Consider the following 23,951-nt stretch of genomic DNA (forward strand, 5'->3'; position numbering starts at 1 on the left):
CGCTAATGATGAGCTTCCCTCCCGTGCGAGCCGCATTCAAGCTGATCACCTCGACCCACAGGCGGGTGATCGCCGACGGCCCGCGGACGGCGAATCGGAGCGAAAGACCGCGATAACTCAGTCCTTGCCTGGGATGTCTACTAATCGGCCGGCGCTCGCATTTATGGCGACACGGTTGGTTGTGTATTGGGGACGTGCTCGCGCGATGTTGATGTCCGCGACCAGCGCTGATAGAAGGGTGTCGTACAGCGACTGGAATTCTAGAAGAGATTCCCGCGAGATGTCCTCCTCATCTCGTAGTGCGAACATCGTGTCCCATTCGTCGGACCAGGCAGGAGTGCTTTTCCACGACTGACGACGCCGATACGCGCTGCTGTTGATGCGCGCATCCTTGCCCCACGCGCCGAACGAGACAAAGGCTGTTTCAATAAATTCCTTGTATGCGCCTTCGACGTCTGAACTGAATAGCGGCGCAGCCGGAAAGAAGGTCGAGTCTAGCGTCCGCTTCAGCCTTATGATGTCGCCGGGCGAGTCATCTCGCCACGTACCAATGAAGGTCAGGTAGCTCATGAGTCGATTCAGGTCGGGAGCTAACTGCTTGTAGTATTCGAGCCGCACACGAACAAGCTCCTCGTTACGAGACTGCCCACGACCAAGATAGATGCCTAGTACGACTACTAGGACTGGGACGGCGGCCGACGAGATGGCAGTCACGACGTCAGTCCAGTTCGGTTCGCTCACACTTGTATCGTTGCGGACGGATCGCGTTGCGCCCACAGGGCGCGCGGACGAACCTTCTCAATTCAGAGCCGTGACGAGCGCCATACGAGCAATTCACACTGACGAGCTCGTTCTCACGAGCGCGGAGCACAATCCGAGTCGGCGAGCGCTAGAGGGGACGACCCGTAGCGGTCCGGCGCTTACGCGACCACCGCCGGGTTCTCACAGACCCAGACGACCTCGGGACAAGTGCCGAGCATGATGAGCAGCGCGGAGGAAGAAGCCCGCCGACTCGACCGGGATCATAAGGATCGCGTCCGGCGCCTCCTCACGGCACGTCTAGAGAGTCTCGTGACCGTCCCTTGCTCGATAACCGCCCACGGACCGTCGGCCAAGGGCACGGAATCTACACAGTGCGCATTGTCAATGTTGAACACCGCGGCGGCCCGACCAGTCTGAGAGGACCGGTAGAGCATTCCAGTCGCCTCCGCCTTTGCACCCCGCGCACCGTAAACCTTCAGCAAGTACTCGGTGAGAATCTGGGTCGGGATGTACTCAACGTGTTCGTCGGCCGCCGAGATCGGTTTGCTGAGTTCGTCGACGAATTGGTGGAGGAAATGAATCTGACGATGGTATGCACCAAGTGTCGGATGGAAAATGGAGGGGACGTCGCGCAGTCGAGTGAAGTCAACAACCTTCACATCGGATCTCATCGTGAACGCGCCGATCGTCACTCGCTGCTTCTTCTCCACGGCGTGGGCGATCACTTCGGCGAGAGCGGTGTCCTGATCTGCCGCCCCGTAGAACATCGGAATCCCTGCAGGATTCATTCGATTTGACACCGTGGCGCGCTCGATCGGACTTGTGCCCAACCGAGCGGCCGTGCTGGCGACTCGCCGCTCCCGATGTGCTTGAGCACGCCACCACAGTTCGTCTGGTTCAACTGAACGCGTAATTCCAAGAACGTCGATCAACTCACCGATTTCGTCGAGGATTCTCGCGGCGGGAACCTCGCCGGCTCGGAGCAACTCTTCATCGGACGATCGATCAGACAGCCAAATCACAAAGCGAGTTTTGAACTTGACCGCGGAGCAGAACTGAGCCCATGCGTCCCGCAAAACCTCATCCCGTCGCCGCCATGCGAAGTCCTTTTCAACCCAGGTGGTGTCGTTGAGATGTGACTTGACTGCTTCAATCACGTCGTCGTTGGCGAACGCACCTCCGTATTCATCAACGAGATCCCAGGAGTCCCAGTGATCGCCGAGAAACTGATACCCACCTTCTGCAGAGTCGTAGTAGACCTCGTCGATTGCTTCCTCATGCTCGTGGCGAAGTCCACGTACGAAGGCCTCCATCAAGACATCGAAACTGGCTGCGGGCGCGCCGCCACAAAAGTCACAAACCTCTGTGTCTTCGGCCGAATCCACCACCGCCTGCGACAGCGACGTGTCAGCGATGCAGTTGGCGCAAACCGCCTCGTCGGAGAAGGACCATCCCTGGTCCTGCTCGTCCTGCATCTTCTCCTTGGCACGACCCAAAGTCGAGTCCTCCTTTCAGCTGTTCACAACTCGACCGGCAGTGCAAAAACCCGTGCGCCCGCGCAAAGGGTCGACGCATAAGCCGTCTCTCTCCACACTCAGACGGCGAGGCCGAGGATCATCGCGGAGTGGTCAGTTACCCCGTCTAGCCGCGGAGTGTGGTCGTACTCGCAGCTGACCACCATCGTCTCCAGCCGCGACTGGAGATACGTCTGGTCGAGTCGGAAGCCGTTCCCTGAGTTCGAGAACCAGGAGTACTCCCGGATCGCCGGGTGTCGCGTCCGCCAAGCATCGGTGAAGCCGGCCCGTAGAAGTAACGGGATCCTGTCGGCGCCCTCGTACCTGACTCCCTTTGGGTCGCGGTCTAGGAGGTTGTCGCCGGTGTTGAAGTCGCCGATCAGCAGCTGTCGTGAGACGCCGGCGGCGGCTTCGGTGATGAGCGCGTCCCAGTACGGCAGCTTCGCCTTCAGGTTCGGCATGTACACGCCGCCCAGGGTCGTCCAGCCGAGGTCGGCCGCCCAGAGATGCCGCCGGTCGGCCATGCTCTCGCCCATCGGCCGCGCACTAAGGATCGGAGACCTGCTCGCGATGAGCACGGCATTGGCGGAGGGCGTGACGTCTGGGTGCGTGACCTCGTAGCCCGAACTAATGAGAGCGTCGACGAGGAATTTGCCGTTCGCGCCGACGCGGAACTCCGTCACGACTAGGACGTCGGCGTCGAACTTCTCAAGCGTCGCGACGACGCGCGCGAGCCGCTCGGCAGCGCCACCGCCGCGCCTGATGTTCATCGTCGCGATGCGGCGCACTATTCAGCGACCATCTCGACGATCCTTGCGCGTTTCAACTCCACCAAACGACGCGGCGTCTCGCCGTCCGCCGGCTTCACCACAAGCATTACGTCAGCACCGACGGTCGGCGTAAAGAATTCGAGCACCTTCCAGACGGGTTGTTTGCGTCCGTCTCGCACGAGCATCCCCTTGCGGATCCCGGCAGCGGCCGCCTGCTCCCTGGCATAGCGGTCGGCCTTGCGAGACTCGGCCATCCGATCGAGTTCCTGAGTAGCGAGCTCCTCTGCCCTTTCGCGCGTCGCGCCTTGCCGTAGGAAGCGGCGCACGGTGTTCTCGAAGTTGGTCACCGGCTCGAGATGCTCCGGCCGGATGCAATCGCGCCGCTCGCACGTGTGATCCAGCTGCATGCCTTCAGGGATCGGGCCAACGCGCGTCTCGTAGCTGAGACGGTGCGCCCGGAACGTGCGTCCTTCTAATGAGGCCAGGCCATACCCGTCGCGGTCGAGCGCGCCGGTCCAGAGAAGGCAGCCGCTCTCCTCGTGGACGCAGGACTTCCGATCGAGGAGATCTTCGCGCGGTTTGTAGCGCTCGATCGTGAAGGTGATCCTGCCGACAGGGACTGTGGTTCCGACTTCGTACACATCTCTCCTCGGTCGGGTCAGAAGTAGGGCAGCACAAAAATCGGGCTGGACATGATGTAGACAGTCTAGGTACTCGAGCGCGCTCGCCTATCGACACGACGGCGACAATACCGACGATGCCGACGATGCCGACGATGCCGACGATGCCGACGATGCCGACGATGCCGACGATGCCGACGATAGAGCCGAGTGGGCTGCGCCGGTCGAGTGGGAGCACGCCGTTCCACGGGAACAAGGCTTCTGGAAACCGGGGATGTTCGCTACCCAGGACATGGCCACCAAGCTGCGCATTCAGTTCACTTTCGACCAGGTGTCAAAGGTATTCGGGCGGGAGGGCTGAAGAGACGATCGAACGGTGGCCATGCTTTCTGGATGACGCTTGAGCAACACCTCCGGACATCGACGATGGAATGACATCTGTCAGGGGATCTCCCTAGGATCAAGTAGAAGCCTCACATTCGCACTCGGGGGAGGAGAGCATGGGCTCGGTAGCCGCATACGAAACCGCGAGTGGCAGGCGCTACCGTGTCCGCTATCGAAAGCCTGATCACTCCCAAACTGACAAGCGGGGCTTTCGCACCAAGCGCGAGGCAGAGCTCTTCCTCGCCACGGTGGAGCTCTCGAAAGCGCACGGGTCATACTTGGACCCGGTCGAGGCGCGGATCACGGTCGGAGAGCTCGGCGCCGAGTGGCTTGCGAATAAGGAGCAAGCGCTCAAGCCATCTAGCTTCTCCCCCCTCTCAACAGCCTGGCGAGTCTACGTCGCCCCACGCTGGGCAGGAACGTCCATCGGAAGGATCCGACCCTCTACGGTCGAGCAGTGGGTCCGTGAGCTCGGTCAAGGTAAAGCGCCAACCGTCCGTGCTCGAGGCGAGCACTTGAATAAGCCGCGATCTTCGAGCGTGGTAATCCGGGCAGTCGGGATTCTCGCTGGCATTCTCGACGTGGCCGTCCGAGACGGCCGCCTCGCGCGGAATCCTGCACGTGGGCTCTCGAATCTGCCTCGGAAGGTGACCAAGAAGCAGCGCCGGTATCTGACAGACGAAGAGGTCTTCCGGTTCGCCGAATCCGTCCACGATCCGATGCGCAGCACACTGATCCTCACCCTCGCCTACACAGGGATCCGGTGGGGCGAAGCCGTCGCACTTCACTGCGCCGACATCGACCTTGATCGCCACCGGATTCGCGTCCGAGAATCAGCGACGGAGGTCGAGGGCTACATTCACGTCGGACCACCAAAGAGCTGGGAAGCCCGAACCGTGCCCTTTCCCGAGTTCTTGGACTCTTCGCTCGCCCAGCTGTGCGCGGACAAGCCGCTCAACGCGCTTGTCTTTGCCGGCCCGTTGAACGGCTACCTCATGCGACCCGACACCAGTGAGAGTCGACAGTCCTGGTGGCTGACGGCCCTCCGCGACGCTGGAATCGAGCGATTGACCCCGCACGACCTGAAACACACTGCCGCAAGCCTCGCGGTCAGCGCGGGAGCGAACGTCAAGGCTCTCCAACGCATGCTCGGGCACAAGTCCGCGGCGATGACCTTGGACACCTACGCGGATCTCTTCGACGATGACCTGGGCGATGTAGCCGAGCGCTTGAATGACCGTGTCATGGCCAAGGATGTGGGCAAAATGTGGGCACGGATTCAAAATGAAGAGGAAAAATCGTCTGAAACTAGCAGCTGATCAGCACTTTTATTTTCATCCAAAAGTGCCCCTGGAGGGACTCGAACCCCCAACCCTTTCCTTAGGACGGAACTGCTCTTCCATTGAGCTACAGAGGCTGACCAGCCGAGTTTACCGGAGCGGCCGCTAAGACGGCGTCACCGCAGGCTCCGCCCGGGGTTACGCTTGCCTGATGAGCGACGATGCGTTGAGAGCGACCCGTAACACCGTGGATGGACTGCTTTTGACGGAGTCCGACCTGATCGGCGGAGACCGCATCGCTCGCCGGTTCGCAGATTTTCGCGCGAACATCGACGCCATCTCCGACGATGAGCCGTGGCTGAAGGCCTGGCTACGGCAGGAATGCACGAAAGGCGGGGAGCTGTTCCTCGCCGCGAAGGCCGACCGGAGCAAGAACGGTTCCCTCGACGCCCCGGCGTCCGATCCGAATTCCCGCGCAGCGATCATCCGCCGCTTCAACGCCTGGAGCCCAGACGTGGTCGCCCACATCGATGCGTACAGGAACTCGCCGCGCACGCAGGCCGACGTTCAAGCCTGGCTCGACGACCTGACGCTCACCCAGCGCGCATCCGGCTGAACGCGACTCACTGCATCCGGTAGCTCTCGAGCGTCTCCGCCAACGCTTGCTCCACCGGGGTCGCCCGCGCACCGAGCCGCTCGGCGATGGCGCTGCTGTCGACGACGAACGGTTCCTCGAAGAGGTACTCCATCTCGACGAGTTCGCGCACGGTTCCGCTGAACACTCCGATCCCGCGCAGCAACGCGGGCGGCAGCGCCCGCAGCCGCGTCTTGTCCTTGCCTGCGAGACGGTAGACGATGTCGACGAGCTGGCGGGTGGTGCGCGTGTCCGGATCGTTGGGGAGATGCCAGACGGCACCGGGCGCATCCGGATGCTCACCCAGCACCGCGAGTCCCTCACCGATGTCGGGGATGTAGCTGTAGGTGTGCGGCTGGTCGGGGTCACCGAGCACGCTCGCCGTCTTTCCGGCAAGCGCTGGCCGGATGACCCGGTCGCCCAGGTTCGACTGCGCTCCCCCGCGGGGACCGAAATAGTCGGATGCGCGCCCGATCGCGACCTCGACGCGCCCGGCGCGGTGCGCCTCCAGCAGCTCGCGCGCCATCGCGCCACGCAGCCGGCCCTTCTTCGTGTGCGCATCGTAGGCGCGATCCTCAGTCAGTGGACGACCGGCCGGACGCCCGTACATGTACACATTCTCCATGCTGACCAGGCGCGCCCCGCCGGCTTCGGCGGCAGCGAGAACGGCTGCCTGCAGAGGCGGGAACTTGGCCGTCCACTCCGCATACGGCGGGTTCAGCACCTGGTAGATGACGCTCGCGCCGTGCGTGACGGAAACCGTGAACTCCGGATCGCTCGCGTCACCGCCGACGACCTCGACATCCGGCGGGACATCAGCCCGGCCCGAGCGGTTGACCATCCGCACCTGCTCGCCTCGCCGCCGCAGGGCGTCGAGCGTCGCGAGCCCCACGGCTCCGGCCCCGAACACGACGTGCCGCGGAGCGGTCATGACGCTGTCATCGCGCTGTGGGTCTCACGCAGCGGGCGCGAGATACCCCTCCCATTTCGGCTGCGTGCTCTCGACACCGCGCACGACCCACGAGACGTCGTGCGGCATCCGCGGGTCGGAGCGGAGCGACCAGCCCATCTCCGACGGCGTGCGGTCGCTCTTGAGGTTGTTGCAGCGCAGGCAGCACGCGACCAGGTTCTCCCAGCTGTCGGCTCCCCCGCGCGACCGCGGCATGACGTGGTCGATGGTGGTCGCCGTCTTGCCGCAGTAAGCACAGCGGTGGCTGTCCCGTCGGAGCACGCCACGACGGCTCACCGGCACGGAGCGACCGCGCGGGATGCGCACATAACGCGTCAACAGGATCACCGCCGGCCGATCATAGCTGCCGGAGGTTCCCCATACCGGGTGGTCTTCGTCGATCTCGACGACCGTGGCTTTCTGATTCATCACGAGCACGAGAGCCCGCTTGAAGGACACGACGGCGAGCGGCTCATAGCCGGCATTGAGGACCAGTGTGCGCATATCAACCCTTTCTGAACCGGCTGGATGGCTTCCAGACGTTCGGCGGAACGACAGCGGTCGGAAAACGGGTGCAGACAAACAAAAAGGGCACTGTCACACGGACAGCGCCCATCGAAGCCACGGAATGGTGGCGGCAGGTTTGACTGCTGTGCCGGAGGTAGAAAAGGCCGCGCGCGTCCGCGGTGTGGACGCTGCACGACCTAACCATGTGGCACTCCCGGGATCTCTCACGGTGTCAGGGCATCAGGCTAACGCAGAATCGGCGCGCCACATATTCGAGGCGCGCCGATTCCGTGCTGTGAAACCCACTGTTCACACAGTGTTGCTGGACCGTTGGGGTCAGCGGAGTGGATGTGACGAGGTCAGATTCCGAGCCGGACGACGTAGTAGTCCGAGGTCCAGATCGGGCGGATCGAGATCTCACGACCTGAATCCGGGGCGTCCATGATGTTGCCGTTGCCTGCGTAGAAGCCGATGTGGCCGGGCATGACGATCAGGTCGCCGGGAACAGCATCGGCGATCGAGATGGTCTTGCCTCGTGCAGCCTCCCCGGAGACGGAGTGCGGGAGCGAGATGCCGAACTGCGCGTAGACGAACATCACGTAACCGGAGCAGTCGAACCCGGCGGGTGTGGCACCGCCGAAGACGTACGGCGTGCCGATGTACTGCTTGGCGACGTTGAAGACCTGCCCGAGGCTGAAGTTCGGATACGGCGGGTTGGCGAGGAAATCACTGACCGACGGGCCACTGTAGGCCCGGCTGTATGCGGCGAACTGCACAGCGACCTTCTGGCGCTCGGCTTCCGCCCTCTGGTTCGCCAGCGCTGCTTCTGTCGTCGCGCTGGCCGCGTCGCGGGTGACGGCGGCCTGGGCGACGGTCTGCGACACCTGCACGCTCTGGGGCTGTGCCTTCTTCATACCGTCGATGGCGGAGGTCTTGAACTGCGCGCTTTCGGCAGACTGCGGGTTGAAGGCGTAGGCGGGAATGGCCATGGTCGCGACCAGGCCGGCCGCAAGGGTCATGACGGCGATGTTGATGACGCTGCCTTTGACACGTTTGCGGGAAGGCTTCTTCGCTGCTGCAACCGGGACGACGACGGATGCGCGGGCGGACGATCGCGGGGCGACGTTGGAAGGCCTGGCCGGCGGCACTGCCGGTGTGGCCGACTTCACGGAACGATCCTTCGATGCCGACTCCGCCGCGCGCAGCGATCTGCGGGTTGCGAAGTCGTTCGACGGGGTTGCGCTGTGCGGGGTCGTCGGATCGGGTTCGGGGCGATTCTCTTCAGAATCGGGTGTACCTAATGGGGCCAAGGTATAAACCTCCTGCGCTCCGACAGCACTAGGTAGCTGCCCCGTCCTTGATGCTTATAGCTTCGGCTTCGCGGTAAAGGAGACGGGATGGGGGGTGGAGCGTCCTTTTCCGGGTCCAGCGGCCGGCTTCTGGCCTGTGAACTCGTTCGACACTACGGGACACCGCTCGGTTTGTCACATCCCCCAAAGGGGTTTTTAACAAACTGGTAACAGTTATGCGGCGTCAGCGAAGATGTGCGCTGCCAGTTCGTTCGGCAGTTCGAGGCCTGTTTCGAACCCGTCGATCTGCACGAGAACGTAGGAGCCGGCGGCGGAGAAAGTACCGGTCGAGCCAGGAAAGACGCCGGCCTGCTTGAGCTGGAGGAGAAGCTCTGGGTCGACCTGCGCCGGCTCTCCGAGGCGACGGATGCTGGCAGTCACCCCCGAATTCTGTCCACCGACCAGGTCGACGAGGTTCAGAAGTCCCTGGGTCGACCGCGGATCCGGCGCATCGCCGAGCTCGTCGAGACCGGGAATGGGGTTGCCGTAGGGGGACTCGGTCGGGTGGCCGAGCATCGTGAGCAGCTTGCGCTCGACCTGCTCGCTCATCACATGCTCCCAGCGGCACGCCTCTTCGTGCACGTACTCCCACTCGAGTTCGATCACGTCGCTGAGCAGGCGCTCTGCAAGTCGGTGCTTGCGCATGACGTGAACGGCCTTGCGCCTGCCGTCGCCGGTGAGCTCCAGGTGGCGGTCGCCCGAGACGACCACGAGACCGTCGCGCTCCATGCGCCCGACGGTCTGCGAAACAGTGGGACCGGAGTGGCCGAGCCGCTCCGAGATGCGCGCACGAAGTGGCACGATGTTGTCTTCTTCGAGTTCGAGGATGGTGCGGAGGTAGATCTCCGTCGTATCAATCAGATCGGTCATCGCCACCTCCACCTCAGCGCCCAGAATTCGGGCGTCAACAACGTTATAGAGCCTACTGGCTGGGCATGACACCCTCGCTCCTCCTATCCACAAGTGCCAATAGACTCGGTTTATGCCGGATGTGACTATTCCCTCTGAACTGCTGCCCGCCGACGGTCGATTCGGTGCCGGGCCGTCCAAGGTCCGCAGGGAGCAGCTCGAGTACCTCGCAGGCGCCGGCGCGTCCCTCCTGGGCACGTCGCATCGGCAGGCTCCGGTGAAAGATCTCGTAGGTCGCACGCGCAGCGGCCTCGCCGACCTCTTCCGCATCCCCGACGGCTACGAGGTCGTGGTCGGCAACGGCGGCTCGACCGCGTTCTGGGATGCTGCGGCGTTCTCGTTGATCGAGACGCGCAGCGAGAACCTCGTCTTCGGCGAGTTCAGCAGCAAGTTCGCCGCGGCGGCGAAGGCACCGTGGCTGGAAGCCCCACACGTGATCGAGGCGCCGGCCGGCTCGCGCTCCGAGGTGGAGCCCGTCGCGGGTGTCGACGTCTATGCCTGGCCTCACAACGAGACGTCGACCGGAGTGATGGCGCCCATCCGTCGCGTGCACGGTGACGCTGGCGCGCTCACAGTCATCGACGCGACCAGTGCTGCCGGTGGCGTCGACTTCGACGCGTCCGAGGCCGACGTCTACTACTTCGCGCCCCAGAAGAACTTCGCCTCCGACGGCGGCCTGTGGTTCGCCCTGTTCTCCCCCCTGCGATCGAACGCGTCGAGCGCATCGCCGCCGGCGACCGCTACATTCCGGAGTTCCTCAGCATCAAGAACGCGATCGACAACTCGCGCCTCAACCAGACCCTCAACACGCCTGCGATCGCCACCCTCCTGCTGCTGGAGAACCAGGTCGAGTGGATGAACGCCAACGGCGGTCTCGCCTGGTCGTCGGCGCGCACGGCCGAGTCGTCGGGCGCGCTCTACGAGTGGGCCGAGCGCGTTGACTACGCAACGCCGTTCGTCACGAACCCCGCCCACCGTTCACAGGTGATCGCGACGATCGACTTCGACGACTCCGTCGACGCTGCCGCCGTCGCGAAGATCCTCCGCGCCAACGGGATCGTCGACACCGAGCCGTACCGCAAGCTCGGCCGCAATCAGCTGCGCGTCGCGACGTTCGCCGCGATCGAGCCCGACGACGTCCGCGCATTGATCTCGTCGATCGAGTACGTCGTGGAACGCCTGGGCTGAAGCGGATGCGCCCCAGCGAGCGAGCGGACGATGAGACTCTGGCTGCGTGACAGCGAGCGCCGGCCCGACCCGGTGCCCGTTGCGACCGATGACCGGAAGGCCATCGCAACGGGCCTCGTGCTCTGGCTCGTCGCGCTCGTTCTAGTGCTGGTCTTCGCCGTCCCGCTCGCCGCCGCCGGCGACCAGTGGTGGTTCTGGACCGTCATCATCGGAATCGGCCTCGGCGTCGTCGGACTCGTCTACGTCAGCATCAAGCGCCGCTGACTCCTCGGCCTCGAGGTCGAGCGCGGGGTCGAGGTCGGCGTCGTCGTCCAGATCGGGATCGTCGAAGTCGATATCGACACCGTCGATGTCGCCGCTGTGCAGGACAGGCACGACGTCTCCGTCGTCCTCATCCTCATCCTCGTCGTCGTCCTCGTCGTCGTCGTCCGACTCCTCGTCGTCCTCGTCGTCCGACTCCTCGTCGTCGGACTCGTCGCCCTCGTCCTCGTCGTCGTCCGACGCGGCCTCGGCGGCGAGTGCCTCCTGCGAGGCCTGGTAATCGGCAAGGCGCTCCGACCACGGAACCCAGTCGGGTGCGAGCAGCGAGGCTTCACCGGGCATGAGCTCCGTCTCGAGAACGAGCGGCTCCGCCTCACTGTCGACGCGGGAGATGGTGACCGACCAGCGCCACCCGGGGTAGCCGGGCAGAGCGGACTCGAAGAGCAGGGTGAGCACGTGTTCGCCCTCGACGATGTGGCCGACGACGGGACCGACGGTCTCCGCAGGCGTCACATCGAGGAGTGCGTTCCGCGCGAGATCGACGGATTCGAGCAGGGCTGCGTCGGCAGCGATCAGTTCGCGATCGGCAACGGCCGATCCACTGTCGGGTGAGCTCAGTTCGTCGTCGTCAGGCATCCAGGTCATCCGCAACACGGCGGAGCACGGCCGCGATCTTCGCACCGTGCGCCTTGTCGGGGTACTTGCCCCGCTTGAGGTTGGAGCCGATGCCGTCGAGGAGCTTCACCAGGTCTTCGACGATGATCGCCATGTCGTCGGCCGACTTGCGGCTCATCTTCACGAGGCTGGGCGGCGCATCCAGAACGCGCACCGACAACGCCTGCGCGCCGCGCTTGCCGTCGGCGATGCCGAACTCGAGCCGTGTGCCCGATTTGACCACGGTGCCGGCGGGCAAAGCCGAGGCGTGCAGGAAGACCTCCTGGCCGTCATCGGAGCTGATGAAGCCGAAGCCCTTCTCGTCGTCGTAGAACTTGACCTTGCCGGTAGGCATGGGAACCTCTTTCACATGGGGAATCTTGTGACCAACCTCAATTATCCTTGATTTCGTGACCCAACAGACCCCGCCGGCCCCGAGCCGCCTCCAACGCACCCTTGCGTTCATCATCGCCGGCCTCTTCATCCTGTCTGTGCTCGCCATTGTGGCGATCATCGCGGGCACGGCCATGGGCGCATTCGCGGCACAGGGTTCGGGGAGCGGGATCTGGCCGACGATCTTCTTCATCCCGCTGATCGGCCTGCCGATCGCCTTCGTGCTGCTCATCGTGGTGCTCATCGAGAGTTTCAGGCAGAGGAGCCGCGCGAATCGTAATTCGCAGCGCTGAGGCCGGAACAGCTGACGTGCGCGGGCGCCGGAGCCTCCGATGACGAGTGCGTTGTCGCTCGCCGCCCGCCTGCGCGCGGTCGATGATGATTCGCTCGCTGCGATCATCCAGCAGAGAGGTACTCCGCGCTACGGGGTGGCCGACTTCTTCGACCTCGCCGACGCGCTCCTCGATCGCGAGTCGGTGCAGCGCGCGCTGACGGTCTTCGACCGACCGACGCTGGCGGTCCTCGCGGCGCTCACCGCATCCGCGCCCCTCACGCCGAAGGCGGTCGCGGCTGCCCTCGCCACGAGCGGCGCGGTTCCCGTGCAGTCGACGGATGCGGTCCGCGGCCGACTCGACGCCCTGGCGTCCGCGCTCCTCGTCTACTGCGAGGGCGACTCGTTCGCGCCGTACGACGCCGTGAGCGCGCAGCTGGCGTCCTGGCCGACCATCGGGCTGCCGGGCCCCACCGCACTGATCCAGGCCCCGCCACCGTCCGCGCTCGCGCCCGTGCCGGACACCGAGCAGCGATTCACCGATCGGCTCTCGTCCGAACGCGCGTTCGCCGCTGTCGCAACGGTCACCGAGCTCATCGCCGAGCTGACCCGGGAAGGGGCACGCGAACTGCAGAAGGGCGGACTGGCGCTGCCGGCCACCAAACGCATCAGCGCGGCCCTCGCGATCGACGTCACGGATGTCCCGGCCGTCGTCTCTGTGGCAGCACGCGCCGGCCTGATCGCTCTCGAGAACACGATCTGGCTGCCCACCGATGAAGGCGCGGAGTGGCAGCACGAGCCGACCGCCGACCGCTGGGAGGCGCTGGCGATGGCGTGGCGCGACGCACTGCCCGCCGACCTGCGGGGCGTTCTCGCCGAACGCGCGCACGCGGCCTGGGGCGACAATCTGCGCGAATTCGTCGAATGGGCGTATCCGGCCGGCGGCGCAGCCCTGCAGCTTCGGGTTGCCGCATACACTCGCGACGCGGAATGGCTCGGCATCACCGCCCGCCAGATCCCGAGCACAGCGGGAACCCTGCTCCTCGAGGCGCGACCGGATGATGCGGCTGCGGCCATCGGTTCGCTGTTCCCTCCCGAAGTCGACCGCGTCTACCTCCAGCACGACCTGTCGATCGTCTCGCCCGGCCCGCTGGCGCCGGCGATCGACGCGAGGCTGCGCACCATCGCCGATGTCGAGAGCCGGGCGCTGGCATCCACGTATCGGGTCTCGGCCGGCAGCCTCGGTCGCGCGATAGCAGCCGGAGAGACGGCGGACTCGATCCGGTCGTTCCTCGCCGAGATCTCCCTCACCGGGGTCCCGCAACCGCTCGACTACCTGATCACCGACGCGGCGGAACGCTACGGTCGCGTGCGCATCGGCGACCTCGACGCCATTCGCGGGTCCGGCGGCCCGACAGGTGAGGCGGAGGAATCCGCCCACACCCTCATCCACTCAGAGGATCGCGAACTGCTCAAGACGATCGAAATCGATCAGGCTCTCAGACCGATCGCGCTCACCCGGACGGGCGCGACGCGGCTCGTCAGCAGATTCCCGCGCGACGTCGTGTTCTGGGCGCTCAGCGACGCCCGCTACCCCGTTGCCGCAGAGGAGGCCGATGGAACGATCGTCGGCCTGCACCGTCACCGGGTCGCGCGCCCGACCGGATCGGAGGAGGCGAACCCCGCCGGGGCCCTCGTCGAAAGGTTGCGTGCCGCGGAGCTGGCTGAAGAGTCCGATACCAGCGAACAGTGGATGGCGCGTCAGATCACCAGCGCCATCCGCGGCAAGGCGACCATCACGGTCAGCGTCGCTATGCCCGACGGACGCGTCGTCGACTATGTGCTCGAGCCGACCGGCATCGGGGGCGGTCGCCTGCGCGGACGCGACCGCGATGCCGACATCGAGCGCACGCTGCCGTTGTCGAGCATCCAGGGTCTCCGCGAAGGCCCTTAGCTGCCGGGCGCCTAAACGTGCGGCGGGCCGATGCGTTAGCCGCGCAATTGCGGGATGATCGGCCCACTGCGACACCCCTGCGACACGATTCGGAACCCACTGAGACGCCAGTCCGGGATCGTGGTTCGCATGAGACCATCCCTGACGCTTCCCGCACCCGGTTCGACGGCGCCCCCGACCGCACGACGCTCGTACGTTCCCGCGCTGGACGGGATCCGCGGGATCGCGATCATCGGCGTGCTCCTCTTCCACACCGGCTCGTTCGCGGGAGGCTTCCTCGGGGTAGACCTCTTCTTCGCCCTCTCCGGCTATCTCATCACCGACCTCCTCCTGCGGGAGACGGCCATAAACGGCCGGATCTCACTACTGGGTTTCTGGGCCCGCCGGACCCGGCGCCTCCTTCCCGCCCTGGCGGCAATGTTGTGCGTCGTCGCGGCGGCGGTGTGGATGATCGGAGACGCGGATCTTGTCCGCTCGACGCGTTCGGACGGGCCATGGGTCGCGGCGAACCTCACGAATTGGCGGATGATTGCGGAGGCGGCCGGGTATTGGAACCGTTTCGGCGCTGACAGGGTCTTCGAGCACCTCTGGAGCGTTTCGGTCGAGGAGCAGTTCTACCTCGTCTGGCCGCTGATCGTGCTGCTCGTCGCGTGGAGGGGAGTCCGAGTCCAGGGCAGGGTGGCCGCGATCGCGCTCGTCGGGGCCGGCGTCTCGCTCGCCCTGATGATCGCGTTCGTCGACCCGGCCGATCCGACCCGCGCGTACATGGGGAGCGACACGCGAGCGTTCTCGATCCTCCTCGGCGCCGCCGCGGCCACCGGTCCGGTGCGCTCAGTGCTGCGCCGGGTGACCGGCCTCTGGCGGGATGGGATCAGCGTGGCGCTGATCCTGGTGCTCGCGGCGATCTGGGTGATGGCCGACGGCACCCGGTCGACCTGGCTGTTCACGGGCGGCCTGTTCCTCCACTCGGCGCTGTCGGCCGGGCTGATCGGCCTCATCGCGAACGGCTCGGGAGGTCCCGTCGCGTCGCTTCTCGGCTGGCGGCCGCTGCGCTGGGTGGGACGGATTTCCTATGGCCTCTACCTGTGGCACTGGCCGGTCATCGTGCTGCTGACAACGCTGAATACGGGCCTGACCGGCTGGCTCATGACGGCGACGGTCGTCGGCATAGCGACCGTTCTGGCAGCTCTCTCCCACCGATTCGTCGAGAACCCGGTCCGTTTCCACGCCGGGTGGGCTCGCGGGAGGACCGGAACGGTGCTGTGCGTCCTCACCGCCGCAGTCCTCGTCTTCGGATGGGCGCTGCTTCCCGAGCCGCCGGCGACGATGATCGACGTCGACGTCCTCTGATCGATGACGATCAGGGCAGCACCGGACACCTTCTCGGGGCGTTCGCACCCGCCTGCGCGATAGTGAACTCCAGCCGCACCGTCGCGGTCCGCGATCCCCCGGCCTGGATGTAACTGGCGAGCGCTGTGCAGACGATTTGATCGATCCCGGTCGGCGTGACATCGCGCTCCGCGAGGGGCAGCCTGAGTCCGATGCTCCCCTGCTCGGAGAGCAGCTGGACCTGGGTATTGTCCGTCTGGGCGATCTGCGTGTGCAGTCCGGATTCGCCCGGACCCGTCAGGAGGAGCGAGACGGTCTCGGCTATCGTCCCGAGCCTCTCCGTCTCCCTCTCCTGTGGCTGCAGCGTCCCCTGGCCGTCGATGAAGTAGAGAGTGACACCCGGAGCGACCCCCGTCGGCGCATCCTCCCCGCCCGTTACGGCCGAGGGCCGGATGGCGCAGCCCGAGAGCGCGAGGAGGAGCAGGAGGGCTGACGCCGCGACATGTCTCACGATGCCGGCCCCTCGCGAGGCGGAAGCGGGAGCATGAGCACGAATCGAGCGCCGGCTTCTTCGGCCGCGCCGACGATGACATCCCCGCCGTGCAGACGCGCGTTCTCCCTGGCCAGCGCCAGACCGAGGCCGCTTCCCGGGGTGCGCGCTCGCGCGGTGTCGTGCTTGTAGAACCGGTCGAACACGTGAGCGGCCACGTGTTCCGTCAGACCGTCGCCGTGATCGACCACCTCAACGAGCGCGGCCCGGTCGTCTGCGTGGACGCGGACCAGCACGGGCGGGGCACCGTGACGCAGAGCGTTCCCGACGAGGTTCGCGACGATCACGTCGAGTCGGCGCCGATCCAGTCGCATCGCCGGGATGTCCTCGACGACCACCTCCACCCGGTCCGCCCACCCGCGGGCGCGAATGCTCGCGCGCACGGCATCGCCCAGGTCCACATTGTCCACGCGCACCCGCGCAGTCCCCGCGTCGAACCGCGACACCTCCATCAGGTCCTCCATCAGGGTCACGAGCCGCTGCGTCTCTGTGATCGCGAGCTGCGCCGACTCCTGGGCTTCTGGCTCCATGCGGTCCGCTGCGTCGGCAAGCACCTCCGTCACCGCGGTCAGAGTGCTCAGCGGCGTGCGAAGCTCGTGCGAAACGTCGGCGGCGAACCGCTTCGCCTCCGCCTCCATCCTGTTCGTCGTCGCGACCGACTTCTGCACCGCGCCGGCCATCTCGTTGATCGTCGCGGTCAGCTCCGCCACCTCGTCCGCTCCACCGGAGGGCGATCGCGCGTCGAGGTCGCCGGCGGCGAGACGGCGGGCGGTGTCGCGCAGCTCCCGCACTGGACGCAGCACGCTGCGCGCGACGAGCAGGGCGAGCACGATTGCGAGCGGGAGCGACAGCGCGGAGGTGAACCCCGCAGAGCGGACCAGCCCGTCGATCTGCGACTGCACATCGCTCAGATCACGCGCCTCGTACACAACGATGCCGGAGGCGCGCCGAGCGCCGTCCGGCGACGTCAATGCGACCGGCGTCCCCAACAGCAGCCATGGCCGGCCGTCCGTGACCACTCGCTGCATCGAGACGCGATCCCCATCGGCGACCGCGCGACGCAGCTCAGGTGTGAGCAGCCGCGAGGTGACACCCGCTCCGGACTCCAGGCCGCCGAAGACGACCAGGCTGTCGTCACCAACGGCCGAGTGGAGTGCGTCCAACGCGGCCTGATCCGGCGGGAACCTCAGCTGCGGGGTGACGGCACCGATGCGATCCGCGAACTCGGCTCCGAGCCGCTGCTCGCTGGAGGCCACCAGAGCCGCGCTCCCCGCTGCGACGCTGGCCCACGAGGCAAGGCCTGCCCCCGCCACGGTGACGATCACGAAGGCGACGACGAGCCTCGGCCGCAGCCCGCGCAGCCACACACGCCCGCTCAAGCGGTTCCGAATCGGTAGCCGAACCCGCGAACCGTCTGGATGAACCGGGGCGCGGACGGATCGTCCTCGATCTTGGCACGGAGCCGCTGCACACAGTTGTCGACGAGGCGTGAGTCGCCGAGGTAGTCGTGATTCCATACCTCCTCCAGAAGCTGCTGCCGGCTGAGTACGCGCCCAGGTGCCGCGGACAGTGTCAGTAGTAGTCGGAGCTCGGTCGGGCTCAGCGAAAGTACCTCGCCGCGCAGGGTCACCGTGAGTGAGGCGGTGTCGATCTGCAGCTCGCCGACCGCGCGCACCCCGTCGTCCACCGGGTCGCTCCGCCGCAGGACAGCCCGGATCCGGGCGTCCAGCACGGTCGGCTGCACGGGCTTGACGACGTAGTCGTCCGCGCCTGCCGCGAGCCCCTGCAGCACGTCGAAGTCGTCGCCCCGCGCGGTCACCATGATCACCGGGACATCGCCGATCGCGCGGATTCTCCGACACACCTCGAACCCGCTGAGTCCGGGCAACATCACATCGAGGACGACGAGGTCGGGCATGTCTTCCCGGAACAGACGCAGGCCACCCTCTCCGTCGTCGGCGACCCTGACATCGTGACCGTGCCGTTCGAGAGCGAGTTGCATGCCCCGCTGGAGCAGAGGGTCGTCCTCTACGAGGAGAAGTGATGGCACGACACAAGTATCACCACTCGGCGCACTCGGTCACCAACCGGGGGCGGCGTACCCGGCGTCATCACAGCCGGTTGCTACACGACCGGGACATGCGGGCGATCGGGCCGGGACATCCCCGGGGGAGGCTGATTCCCATGACCACACGACACCGGATTCTCGCCGGACTCACAACCCTTCTGCTCCTGACCACAACCGCGTGCTCCAGCCCGCCCGACTCGAAGCCGTCGATATCGGCGGAATTACAGACGGAGCTCCCCGCCGCCGGGGACGGTCTCTCCCGGGTGCTGTTCTTCGGAGACTCGATTGCCGAAGGCTTGGCGTTACCCCTCTCCTTCGCATTCGATGCCAGCCGGGTCGAATTCAGTTCGAGCGCTGCGGCCGGCGGCGGAACGGTCGTCGGCGAGCTGTCGGCGAGCACCTGGACGATGCTTAACGACCGGCTCGCCCATATGAAGCCCAGCACCGTCATCTACCAGATCACGACCTACGACTGGGGCACCCAGGCCGAGCTCGAGGCGGCGTACCAGCGCCTGTTGAGAGCGACCTCCGCCGCGCACGCAGACCTGGTCTTCGTCACCATGCCCCCGATCCACCCGGACGACTTCTACGCGCCCCACATGGAGGACCTGACGCGAACCGCAGACGTTGCCCGCCAGGTCGTGGACGGCTCGAACGGGCACGCGCACCTCTTCGACGCTCACGAGGTCTGGGGGAAGACTTTCAACAAGGATGTGGACGGGAAAAGGTTCCGCAGCGACGACGGCATTCACACCTGCCCTCAGGGAGCCGCGAGTTTCACGAAATGGCTCCTGGAGCAGCTCAAGGGTGTCTACCCGTCGTTCTCCCCCGCCGCACCCCACGCATGGGCGAACACCGGATGGGCCTCGGACAAGCACTTCATCGGCTGCTGATGTCGATGAGCGGCCTCACGTTGGTTCTCCACCCAGCTGCTTTCCGGCCGATCCCGTAAAGCGGTCGTCCGCCGGGCGTAGACTTGCTCGTTATGTCCGACGGCCCACTGATCGTCCAGAGCGACCGCACCGTTCTCCTCGAGGTGGCGCATCCCGCTGCAGAAGACGCGCGGCACGACCTCGCCATCTTCGCGGAACTCGAGCGCGCCCCCGAGCACATCCACACCTACCGGATCACCCGGCTCGGCCTGTGGAACGCGCGCGCGGCGGGCCACACCGCCGCCGACATGCTCGCCACCCTCGAGAAGTATTCGAAGTTCCCGATCCCGCAGACGGTCGCCGTGGACATGGGCGAGACGGTCGCCCGGTACGGTCGGCTCATCATCGACCGCGCCGACGACGGAACCCTGGTGCTGCGATCGACGGATCTCGCCGTGCTGACCGAGATCGCCGGAGCGAAGAGGGTCAGCCCTCTCCTGCTCGAACGCCTCGATGACACGACGTTCGCTGTCGCCGCGTGGGCACGGGGGCAGCTGAAGCAGGAGCTCGTGAAGCTCGGCTGGCCGGCCGAGGACCTCGCGGGCTACACCCCGGGAACCCCCCATCCGATCGACCTCGTCGAAGAAGGCTGGCACCTCCGCGACTACCAGAACAAGGCGGTCGAGAGCTTCTTCGACGGCGGCTCCGGCGTCGTCGTGCTGCCCTGTGGTGCGGGCAAGACACTGGTCGGGGCGGGCGCGATGGCGACCTCGAAGACCACCACGCTCATCCTCGTCACCAACACGGTCTCGGCACGTCAGTGGCGCTCCGAGCTCCTGCGCCGCACCACGCTGACGAAGGAGGAGATCGGCGAGTACTCCGGCCAGGTGAAAGAGATCAGGCCCGTCACGATCGCGACCTATCAGATCCTCACCGCCAAGCGGAAAGGCGAATACGCCCACCTGGCCCTGCTCGACGCGCTCGACTGGGGCCTGGTCGTCTACGACGAGGTCCACCTGCTCCCGGCGCCCGTCTTCAAGCTGACCGCCGAACTCCAGGCACGCCGGCGCCTCGGCCTGACCGCGACCCTGGTGCGCGAAGACGGCCGCGAGGGCGACGTCTTCAGCCTCATCGGCCCCAAGCGGTTCGACGCGCCGTGGAAGGAGATCGAGGCGCAGGGCTTCATCTCGCCCGCGGCGTGCTTCGAGGTGCGCATCGACCTCCCCCAGTCGGATCGGCTCTCCTACGCGGCAGCAGCCGATGATGAGCGTTACCGTCTCGCCGCGACCGCCCCGGCCAAGCTCGACGTCGTGCGCCGGCTCGTGACCAGGCACGCCGGCGAGCGCATCCTCGTCATCGGCCAGTACCTCGACCAGATCGACGAGCTGGCGGATGCGCTGGGTGCGCCGAAACTGACCGGCGCGACCCCGATCGATGAACGCGAACGCCTGTACCAGGAGTTCCGGGAGGGCATCACGCCCGTTCTCGTCGTCAGCAAGGTGGCCAACTTCTCGGTCGACCTCCCCGAGGCGACCGTGGCCATCCAGGTCTCGGGATCGTTCGGCTCCCGGCAGGAGGAAGCGCAGCGGCTCGGCCGGCTGCTCCGTCCGAAGGAATCGGGGCTGTCCGCGAACTTCTACACCCTCGTGGCCCGCGACACGGTCGATCAGGACTTCGCGCAGAACCGCCAGAGGTTCCTGGCGGAGCAGGGGTACAGCTACACGATCCTCGACGCGCACTCGCTGGCGGCCTGACCGGCCCTCGGGCGGGTTGACCGGCCCTGAGGCGCCCCTCTCGGGCCCTGCGCCCTCGGGGCTCAGGCGCGCACGTAGCGGAGCAGGAGCGAGTCACCCGACACGAGCACGTGGGCCAGCCTCATGCCGACCGGCACGATCGGCGATTCGCCGGCTGCGATGCGGGATGCCTCCCCGGCCTCGAGCCGCGGACTCACGGTGAGGCAGAGCTCGTCGAGCGCCGACCCCGCGATCAGGTCGCCGAACAGGTGCGGGCCGCCTTCGCAGTGGATGCGCCCCAGCCCGCGTTCGGCCAGCGCCCGCACCAAAGCTTCCGCCTGTACGCGTACGCGTCCGCAGATCACGACGTCGGCGACCGCCTCGAGCGCGGCGCGCGTGCTGCTGCGTGAGAGCTCCGTGGTCACGATGATGGGCCGCACCGGCGCGTCCGCGAAGATCGGGCTCGACGGGTCGAGGTCGAGGCTGGCCGAGACGAGGGCGAAGACCGGATGCGGTGCCAGCCCGGCCGCGACGCGCGCCCGTTCTCCCGCCTTGTCGACCCGCATCGCGCCGTACCCTTCTGCGCGAACGGTGCCGGCCCCGACAACGACAACGTCGCAGAGACGGCGCAGCAGGTCGAAGACGCGGTGGTCCGCGGCACCGGACAGTCCCGCGGAGAGCCCCTGGTGCGTCGCCGCCCCGTCGATGCTGGAGACGAAGTTGACCCGCACCCACGGCAGCGGACCGACGTCCGCGCTGTAGAGGCGCGTGATGTCCTCGTCGCTGAGCTCCTCGATCGCAGGCAGCGGGAACGCCCGCGTGATCGAGGCCTCACTCATTGGCTTCGCCCATGTTGTGACGGAGGCCTTGTGGTGTCCACAGACCCAGGATCGCCTCGGTCATCCTCGCCGCAGCGACGGACGCGGCGACGTTATGCATCCGGATGATGCGCGCACCGTTCATGATCGACACGACCGCCGCGGCGATCGAGCCCTCGAGTCTCGCCGCACGGTCGGCCTGAAGGGTCTCGCCGATGAAGTCCTTGTTCGAAACGGCCGCCAGGGTGGGAAATCCGAGATCCGCGATCTCGGACAGGCGCCGCGTCAGCTCCAGCGATTGCAGCGTGTTCTTGTTGAGGTCGTGGCCGGGGTCGACGATGATCCGCTCCTCCGGCACGCCGGCGGCCATCGCGCGATCCACCCGCTCGGACAGGAAACGCGCGACATCTACCGCGACGTCCTCGTAATGGGGCCGCGGGTACTGCGTGCGGGGAGCTGCGAGGCTGTGCGTGATGACGAGCGTCGCCTCGCTGTCGGCGACGATCGCGAGCAGCGCCGCGTCGCTGAGTCCGGTCGTGTCGTTGACGACCGTGGCTCCGGCGCGGATGGCGTCACGGGCGACCTGCGCATGGAAGGTGTCGACCGAGATGACCACATCCGATCCCGCCCGCAGTTCGGCGATGACGGGGACGACGCGCTCCGCCTCCTCGTCGACCGGGATCGGTGCGCCCGGCGCGAACGGCGCACCACCGATGTCGACCCAGTCCGCCCCCTCGGCGACGGCGGCGAACGACGCCGAGACGGCAGCGTCGAGCTGGAAGGTGCGGCCCCTGTCGTAGAACGAGTCGGGAGTGCGGTTCACTACCGCCATCACCGCCACCTGCCGGGAGAAGTCGAACGTGCGCGCGCCGATCCGGCGGACGGGGATCCGCAGGGGCGGCAGATACGGCGGGCGGGTGCCGGTGGATGCGGTGGGCAGGCCGTCAGAGCGCGTCAAGGGGGACGTCCTCATCCGCCAGCCGGGCACGGTCGATCTGCGCACCCGACCGGATCAGCCGCTGCACCTGGTCGTTGACATCCCACACGTTCACGTTCATGCCGGCGACCACGCGGCCGTCGCGCACCCAGAACGAGATGAACTCACGTGATGCCCGATCACCGCGGTAGACGATTTCTGCACCGCGTGCGAGCGGTGCGTAGCCCGAATACTCCATCCCCAGATCGTATTGGTCGGTGTAGAAGTACGGGATGTCGTCGTACTGTGCGTCTTCGCCCAGCATCGCCCGGGCGGCGACCGTGCCGCCGGCGATCGCGTTCGCCCAGTGCTCGTTGCGCAGGTGCTGACCGATCGCGGGAAGGTACGGGTCGGCGACATCGCCCGCCGCGAAGATCCCCGCTGCGCTGGTCAGCATCGCTGCACTGGTCGTGATGCCGTTCCCGAGCTCCAGTCCGGCCCGCTCCGCGAGAGCGGTATTCGGCGTCGCGCCGATTCCGGTGACCACCACATCCGCTGCCAGCCGGTCACCCGCATCCGTCGTCACCTCCGCCACCCGCCCGTCTGAGCCGTGGAGCTCCGCCACCGAGCTCCGCATCCGGAACGCGACGCCGTGCTCGCGATGGAGCTGCTCGAAGACCGATCCGAGCTCGGCGCCGAGCGCGCCCTGCAGCGGGATGTCGCCGTGGCCGACGACCGTGACCTCGTTGCCGTACTGGCGAGCGGAGGCGGCGACCTCGAGCCCGATCCAGCTGGACCCTGCGATCACGACGCGCCTGCCTCCCGCCGACAGCTCGTCGCGCAACGCGTCGCTGTCGTCCAGCGTGCGGAGCACGTGCACACCGTCGAGGTCGGAACCCGGCCCGGTGAACCTGCGCGGGCTCGCCCCGGTCGCGAGCAGGAGGTTCGCATAGCCCAGGCGGCCCCCATCCTCGAGGACGACCTCGCGGGCACCGGGATCCAGCGCGCTGACCACCGTCTCGAGCACCAGATCGACGGCGTTGTCCGCGTACCACTGCGCAGGATGCACGAACACGTCGTCGCGGTCTCCCCCGTTCAGATACTCCTTCGAGAGGGGCGGGCGGATGTACGGACGGTGCGATTCCGCACCCACCAGCACGATGCGCCCGTCGTACCCGTGCTCGCGAAGAGTCGTCGCCGCCGTCGCGGCTGCGAGACCACCTCCGACGATGACGATCGTGCGCTCCGTCATAGTGGTTCCTTCCA

General features: G+C 66.4%; 23 protein-coding genes, 1 tRNA gene and 2 pseudogenes. 9 read left to right on the forward strand and 17 right to left on the reverse strand.

From position 1 onward, the window contains the following. Positions 1–117: 117 nt before the first annotated feature. The 4 genes from AAYO93_RS13500 to AAYO93_RS13515 all read right to left on the reverse strand — a co-directional run bounded on the left by AAYO93_RS13500 (position 118) and on the right by AAYO93_RS13515 (position 3,687). Positions 118–741, reverse strand: a complete 624-nt coding sequence (locus tag AAYO93_RS13500) for a hypothetical protein (protein ID WP_345761700.1) — start codon at positions 739–741, stop codon at positions 118–120. Positions 742–1,022: 281 nt separating this feature from the next. Further along, complete coding sequence (locus AAYO93_RS13505) at positions 1,023–2,237, reverse strand: HEPN-associated N-terminal domain-containing protein (protein ID WP_345761701.1); 1,215 nt, start codon at positions 2,235–2,237, stop codon at positions 1,023–1,025. Positions 2,238–2,356: 119 nt separating this feature from the next. Further along, positions 2,357–3,064 (reverse strand): endonuclease/exonuclease/phosphatase family protein, encoded by a 708-nt coding sequence (locus AAYO93_RS13510; RefSeq protein ID WP_345761702.1) that lies wholly within the window; start codon positions 3,062–3,064, stop codon positions 2,357–2,359. Continuing rightward, positions 3,064–3,687, reverse strand: a complete 624-nt coding sequence (locus tag AAYO93_RS13515) for an HNH endonuclease signature motif containing protein (protein ID WP_345761703.1) — start codon at positions 3,685–3,687, stop codon at positions 3,064–3,066. Before AAYO93_RS13515 ends, AAYO93_RS13510 begins: the two co-directional genes overlap by 1 nt. A gap of 1,010 nt (positions 3,688–4,697) precedes the next feature. Here AAYO93_RS13515 and AAYO93_RS13520 point away from each other — a divergent pair. After that, complete coding sequence (locus AAYO93_RS13520; RefSeq protein WP_345761704.1) at positions 4,698–5,369, forward strand: tyrosine-type recombinase/integrase; 672 nt, start codon at positions 4,698–4,700, stop codon at positions 5,367–5,369. Between the two features lie 26 nt (positions 5,370–5,395). Here the strand turns inward: AAYO93_RS13520 and AAYO93_RS13525 are convergent. Next, positions 5,396–5,467, reverse strand: a tRNA-Arg gene (locus tag AAYO93_RS13525). Positions 5,468–5,541: 74 nt separating this feature from the next. On the opposite strand from AAYO93_RS13525, the gene AAYO93_RS13530 reads away from it, so the two are divergent. Continuing rightward, complete coding sequence (locus tag AAYO93_RS13530; RefSeq protein ID WP_345761705.1) at positions 5,542–5,946, forward strand: hypothetical protein; 405 nt, start codon at positions 5,542–5,544, stop codon at positions 5,944–5,946. 7 nt (positions 5,947–5,953) lie between these two features. Here the strand turns inward: AAYO93_RS13530 and AAYO93_RS13535 are convergent, their stop codons facing one another. From AAYO93_RS13535 to AAYO93_RS13550, 4 genes are all read right to left on the reverse strand, one after another. Further along, positions 5,954–6,895, reverse strand: a complete 942-nt coding sequence (locus tag AAYO93_RS13535; protein WP_345761706.1) for an NAD-dependent epimerase/dehydratase family protein — start codon at positions 6,893–6,895, stop codon at positions 5,954–5,956. Positions 6,896–6,919: 24 nt separating this feature from the next. Continuing rightward, a complete protein-coding gene (locus AAYO93_RS13540) occupies positions 6,920–7,417 on the reverse strand; it encodes an HNH endonuclease (RefSeq protein ID WP_345761707.1) in 498 nt (165 codons plus the stop codon). A gap of 362 nt (positions 7,418–7,779) precedes the next feature. Next, positions 7,780–8,589 (reverse strand): C40 family peptidase, encoded by an 810-nt coding sequence (locus AAYO93_RS13545; protein WP_345761708.1) that lies wholly within the window; start codon positions 8,587–8,589, stop codon positions 7,780–7,782. A gap of 354 nt (positions 8,590–8,943) precedes the next feature. Next, positions 8,944–9,639, reverse strand: coding sequence for a metal-dependent transcriptional regulator (locus tag AAYO93_RS13550; RefSeq protein ID WP_345761709.1), 696 nt, complete (start codon positions 9,637–9,639; stop codon positions 8,944–8,946). A 112-nt stretch (positions 9,640–9,751) separates the two neighbouring features. Between AAYO93_RS13550 and serC the strand changes: the two are divergent. Together serC and AAYO93_RS13560 are read left to right on the forward strand one after the other, a co-directional pair. Beyond that, positions 9,752–10,866: pseudogene (gene serC, locus AAYO93_RS13555) on the forward strand (phosphoserine transaminase). 30 nt (positions 10,867–10,896) lie between these two features. Beyond that, a pseudogene (locus AAYO93_RS13560) lies at positions 10,897–11,067 on the forward strand (DUF2530 domain-containing protein); the annotation flags it as partial. On the opposite strand, the gene AAYO93_RS13565 reads toward AAYO93_RS13560, so the two are convergent. Further along, positions 11,008–11,763 carry a DUF3027 domain-containing protein gene (locus tag AAYO93_RS13565; RefSeq protein WP_345761710.1) on the reverse strand — a complete coding sequence of 252 codons (756 nt, stop codon included), beginning with the start codon at positions 11,761–11,763 and terminating at the stop codon, positions 11,008–11,010. The pseudogene AAYO93_RS13560 and the gene AAYO93_RS13565 sit on opposite strands and share 60 nt — an antisense overlap. After that, the gene (locus tag AAYO93_RS13570; protein ID WP_345761711.1) at positions 11,756–12,136 is read right to left on the reverse strand and encodes a cold-shock protein; all 381 of its coding nucleotides are present in this window, start codon (positions 12,134–12,136) and stop codon (positions 11,756–11,758) included. The genes AAYO93_RS13565 and AAYO93_RS13570 overlap by 8 nt, the downstream gene beginning before the upstream one ends. 55 nt (positions 12,137–12,191) lie before the next feature. On the opposite strand from AAYO93_RS13570, the gene AAYO93_RS13575 reads away from it, so the two are divergent. The 3 genes from AAYO93_RS13575 (at position 12,192) to AAYO93_RS13585 (ending at position 15,749) form a co-directional block, all read left to right on the forward strand. Continuing rightward, entirely contained in the window at positions 12,192–12,467 is a 276-nt protein-coding gene (locus AAYO93_RS13575) for a hypothetical protein (RefSeq protein ID WP_345761712.1), read from the forward strand. Positions 12,468–12,506: 39 nt separating this feature from the next. Further along, positions 12,507–14,399 (forward strand): helicase-associated domain-containing protein, encoded by a 1,893-nt coding sequence (locus tag AAYO93_RS13580; RefSeq protein WP_345761713.1) that lies wholly within the window; start codon positions 12,507–12,509, stop codon positions 14,397–14,399. A 129-nt stretch (positions 14,400–14,528) separates the two neighbouring features. Beyond that, entirely contained in the window at positions 14,529–15,749 is a 1,221-nt protein-coding gene (locus tag AAYO93_RS13585; RefSeq protein ID WP_345761714.1) for an acyltransferase family protein, read from the forward strand. Positions 15,750–15,759: 10 nt separating this feature from the next. Here AAYO93_RS13585 and AAYO93_RS13590 read toward each other — a convergent pair whose 3' ends face one another. From AAYO93_RS13590 to AAYO93_RS13600, 3 genes are read right to left on the reverse strand one after another with little or no spacing between them, the layout of a single operon-like run. Beyond that, positions 15,760–16,239, reverse strand: coding sequence for a hypothetical protein (locus AAYO93_RS13590; protein WP_345761715.1), 480 nt, complete (start codon positions 16,237–16,239; stop codon positions 15,760–15,762). Continuing rightward, the gene (locus AAYO93_RS13595; RefSeq protein WP_345761716.1) at positions 16,236–17,657 is read right to left on the reverse strand and encodes a HAMP domain-containing sensor histidine kinase; all 1,422 of its coding nucleotides are present in this window, start codon (positions 17,655–17,657) and stop codon (positions 16,236–16,238) included. Before AAYO93_RS13595 ends, AAYO93_RS13590 begins: the two co-directional genes overlap by 4 nt. After that, the gene (locus tag AAYO93_RS13600; RefSeq protein ID WP_345761717.1) at positions 17,654–18,328 is read right to left on the reverse strand and encodes a response regulator transcription factor; all 675 of its coding nucleotides are present in this window, start codon (positions 18,326–18,328) and stop codon (positions 17,654–17,656) included. The genes AAYO93_RS13595 and AAYO93_RS13600 overlap by 4 nt, the downstream gene beginning before the upstream one ends. A gap of 134 nt (positions 18,329–18,462) precedes the next feature. On the opposite strand from AAYO93_RS13600, the gene AAYO93_RS13605 reads away from it, so the two are divergent. Beyond that, the gene (locus tag AAYO93_RS13605; RefSeq protein WP_345761718.1) at positions 18,463–19,239 is read left to right on the forward strand and encodes an SGNH/GDSL hydrolase family protein; all 777 of its coding nucleotides are present in this window, start codon (positions 18,463–18,465) and stop codon (positions 19,237–19,239) included. A 92-nt stretch (positions 19,240–19,331) separates the two neighbouring features. Further along, positions 19,332–20,972 (forward strand): DNA repair helicase XPB, encoded by a 1,641-nt coding sequence (locus AAYO93_RS13610; protein ID WP_345761719.1) that lies wholly within the window; start codon positions 19,332–19,334, stop codon positions 20,970–20,972. A gap of 62 nt (positions 20,973–21,034) precedes the next feature. Here AAYO93_RS13610 and AAYO93_RS13615 read toward each other — a convergent pair whose 3' ends face one another. From AAYO93_RS13615 to AAYO93_RS13625, 3 genes are read right to left on the reverse strand one after another with little or no spacing between them, the layout of a single operon-like run. Beyond that, entirely contained in the window at positions 21,035–21,790 is a 756-nt protein-coding gene (locus AAYO93_RS13615; RefSeq protein WP_345761720.1) for a pyrimidine reductase family protein, read from the reverse strand. Next, complete coding sequence (gene folP / locus AAYO93_RS13620; protein WP_434056636.1) at positions 21,783–22,742, reverse strand: dihydropteroate synthase; 960 nt, start codon at positions 22,740–22,742, stop codon at positions 21,783–21,785. Before folP ends, AAYO93_RS13615 begins: the two co-directional genes overlap by 8 nt. Further along, positions 22,714–23,937 (reverse strand): NAD(P)/FAD-dependent oxidoreductase, encoded by a 1,224-nt coding sequence (locus AAYO93_RS13625; protein WP_345761722.1) that lies wholly within the window; start codon positions 23,935–23,937, stop codon positions 22,714–22,716. The genes folP and AAYO93_RS13625 overlap by 29 nt, the downstream gene beginning before the upstream one ends. Positions 23,938–23,951 lie beyond the last annotated feature (14 nt).

This window comes from Diaminobutyricibacter sp. McL0608 (genome assembly GCF_039613825.1).
Classification (GTDB): Bacteria; Actinomycetota; Actinomycetes; order Actinomycetales; family Microbacteriaceae; genus Diaminobutyricibacter.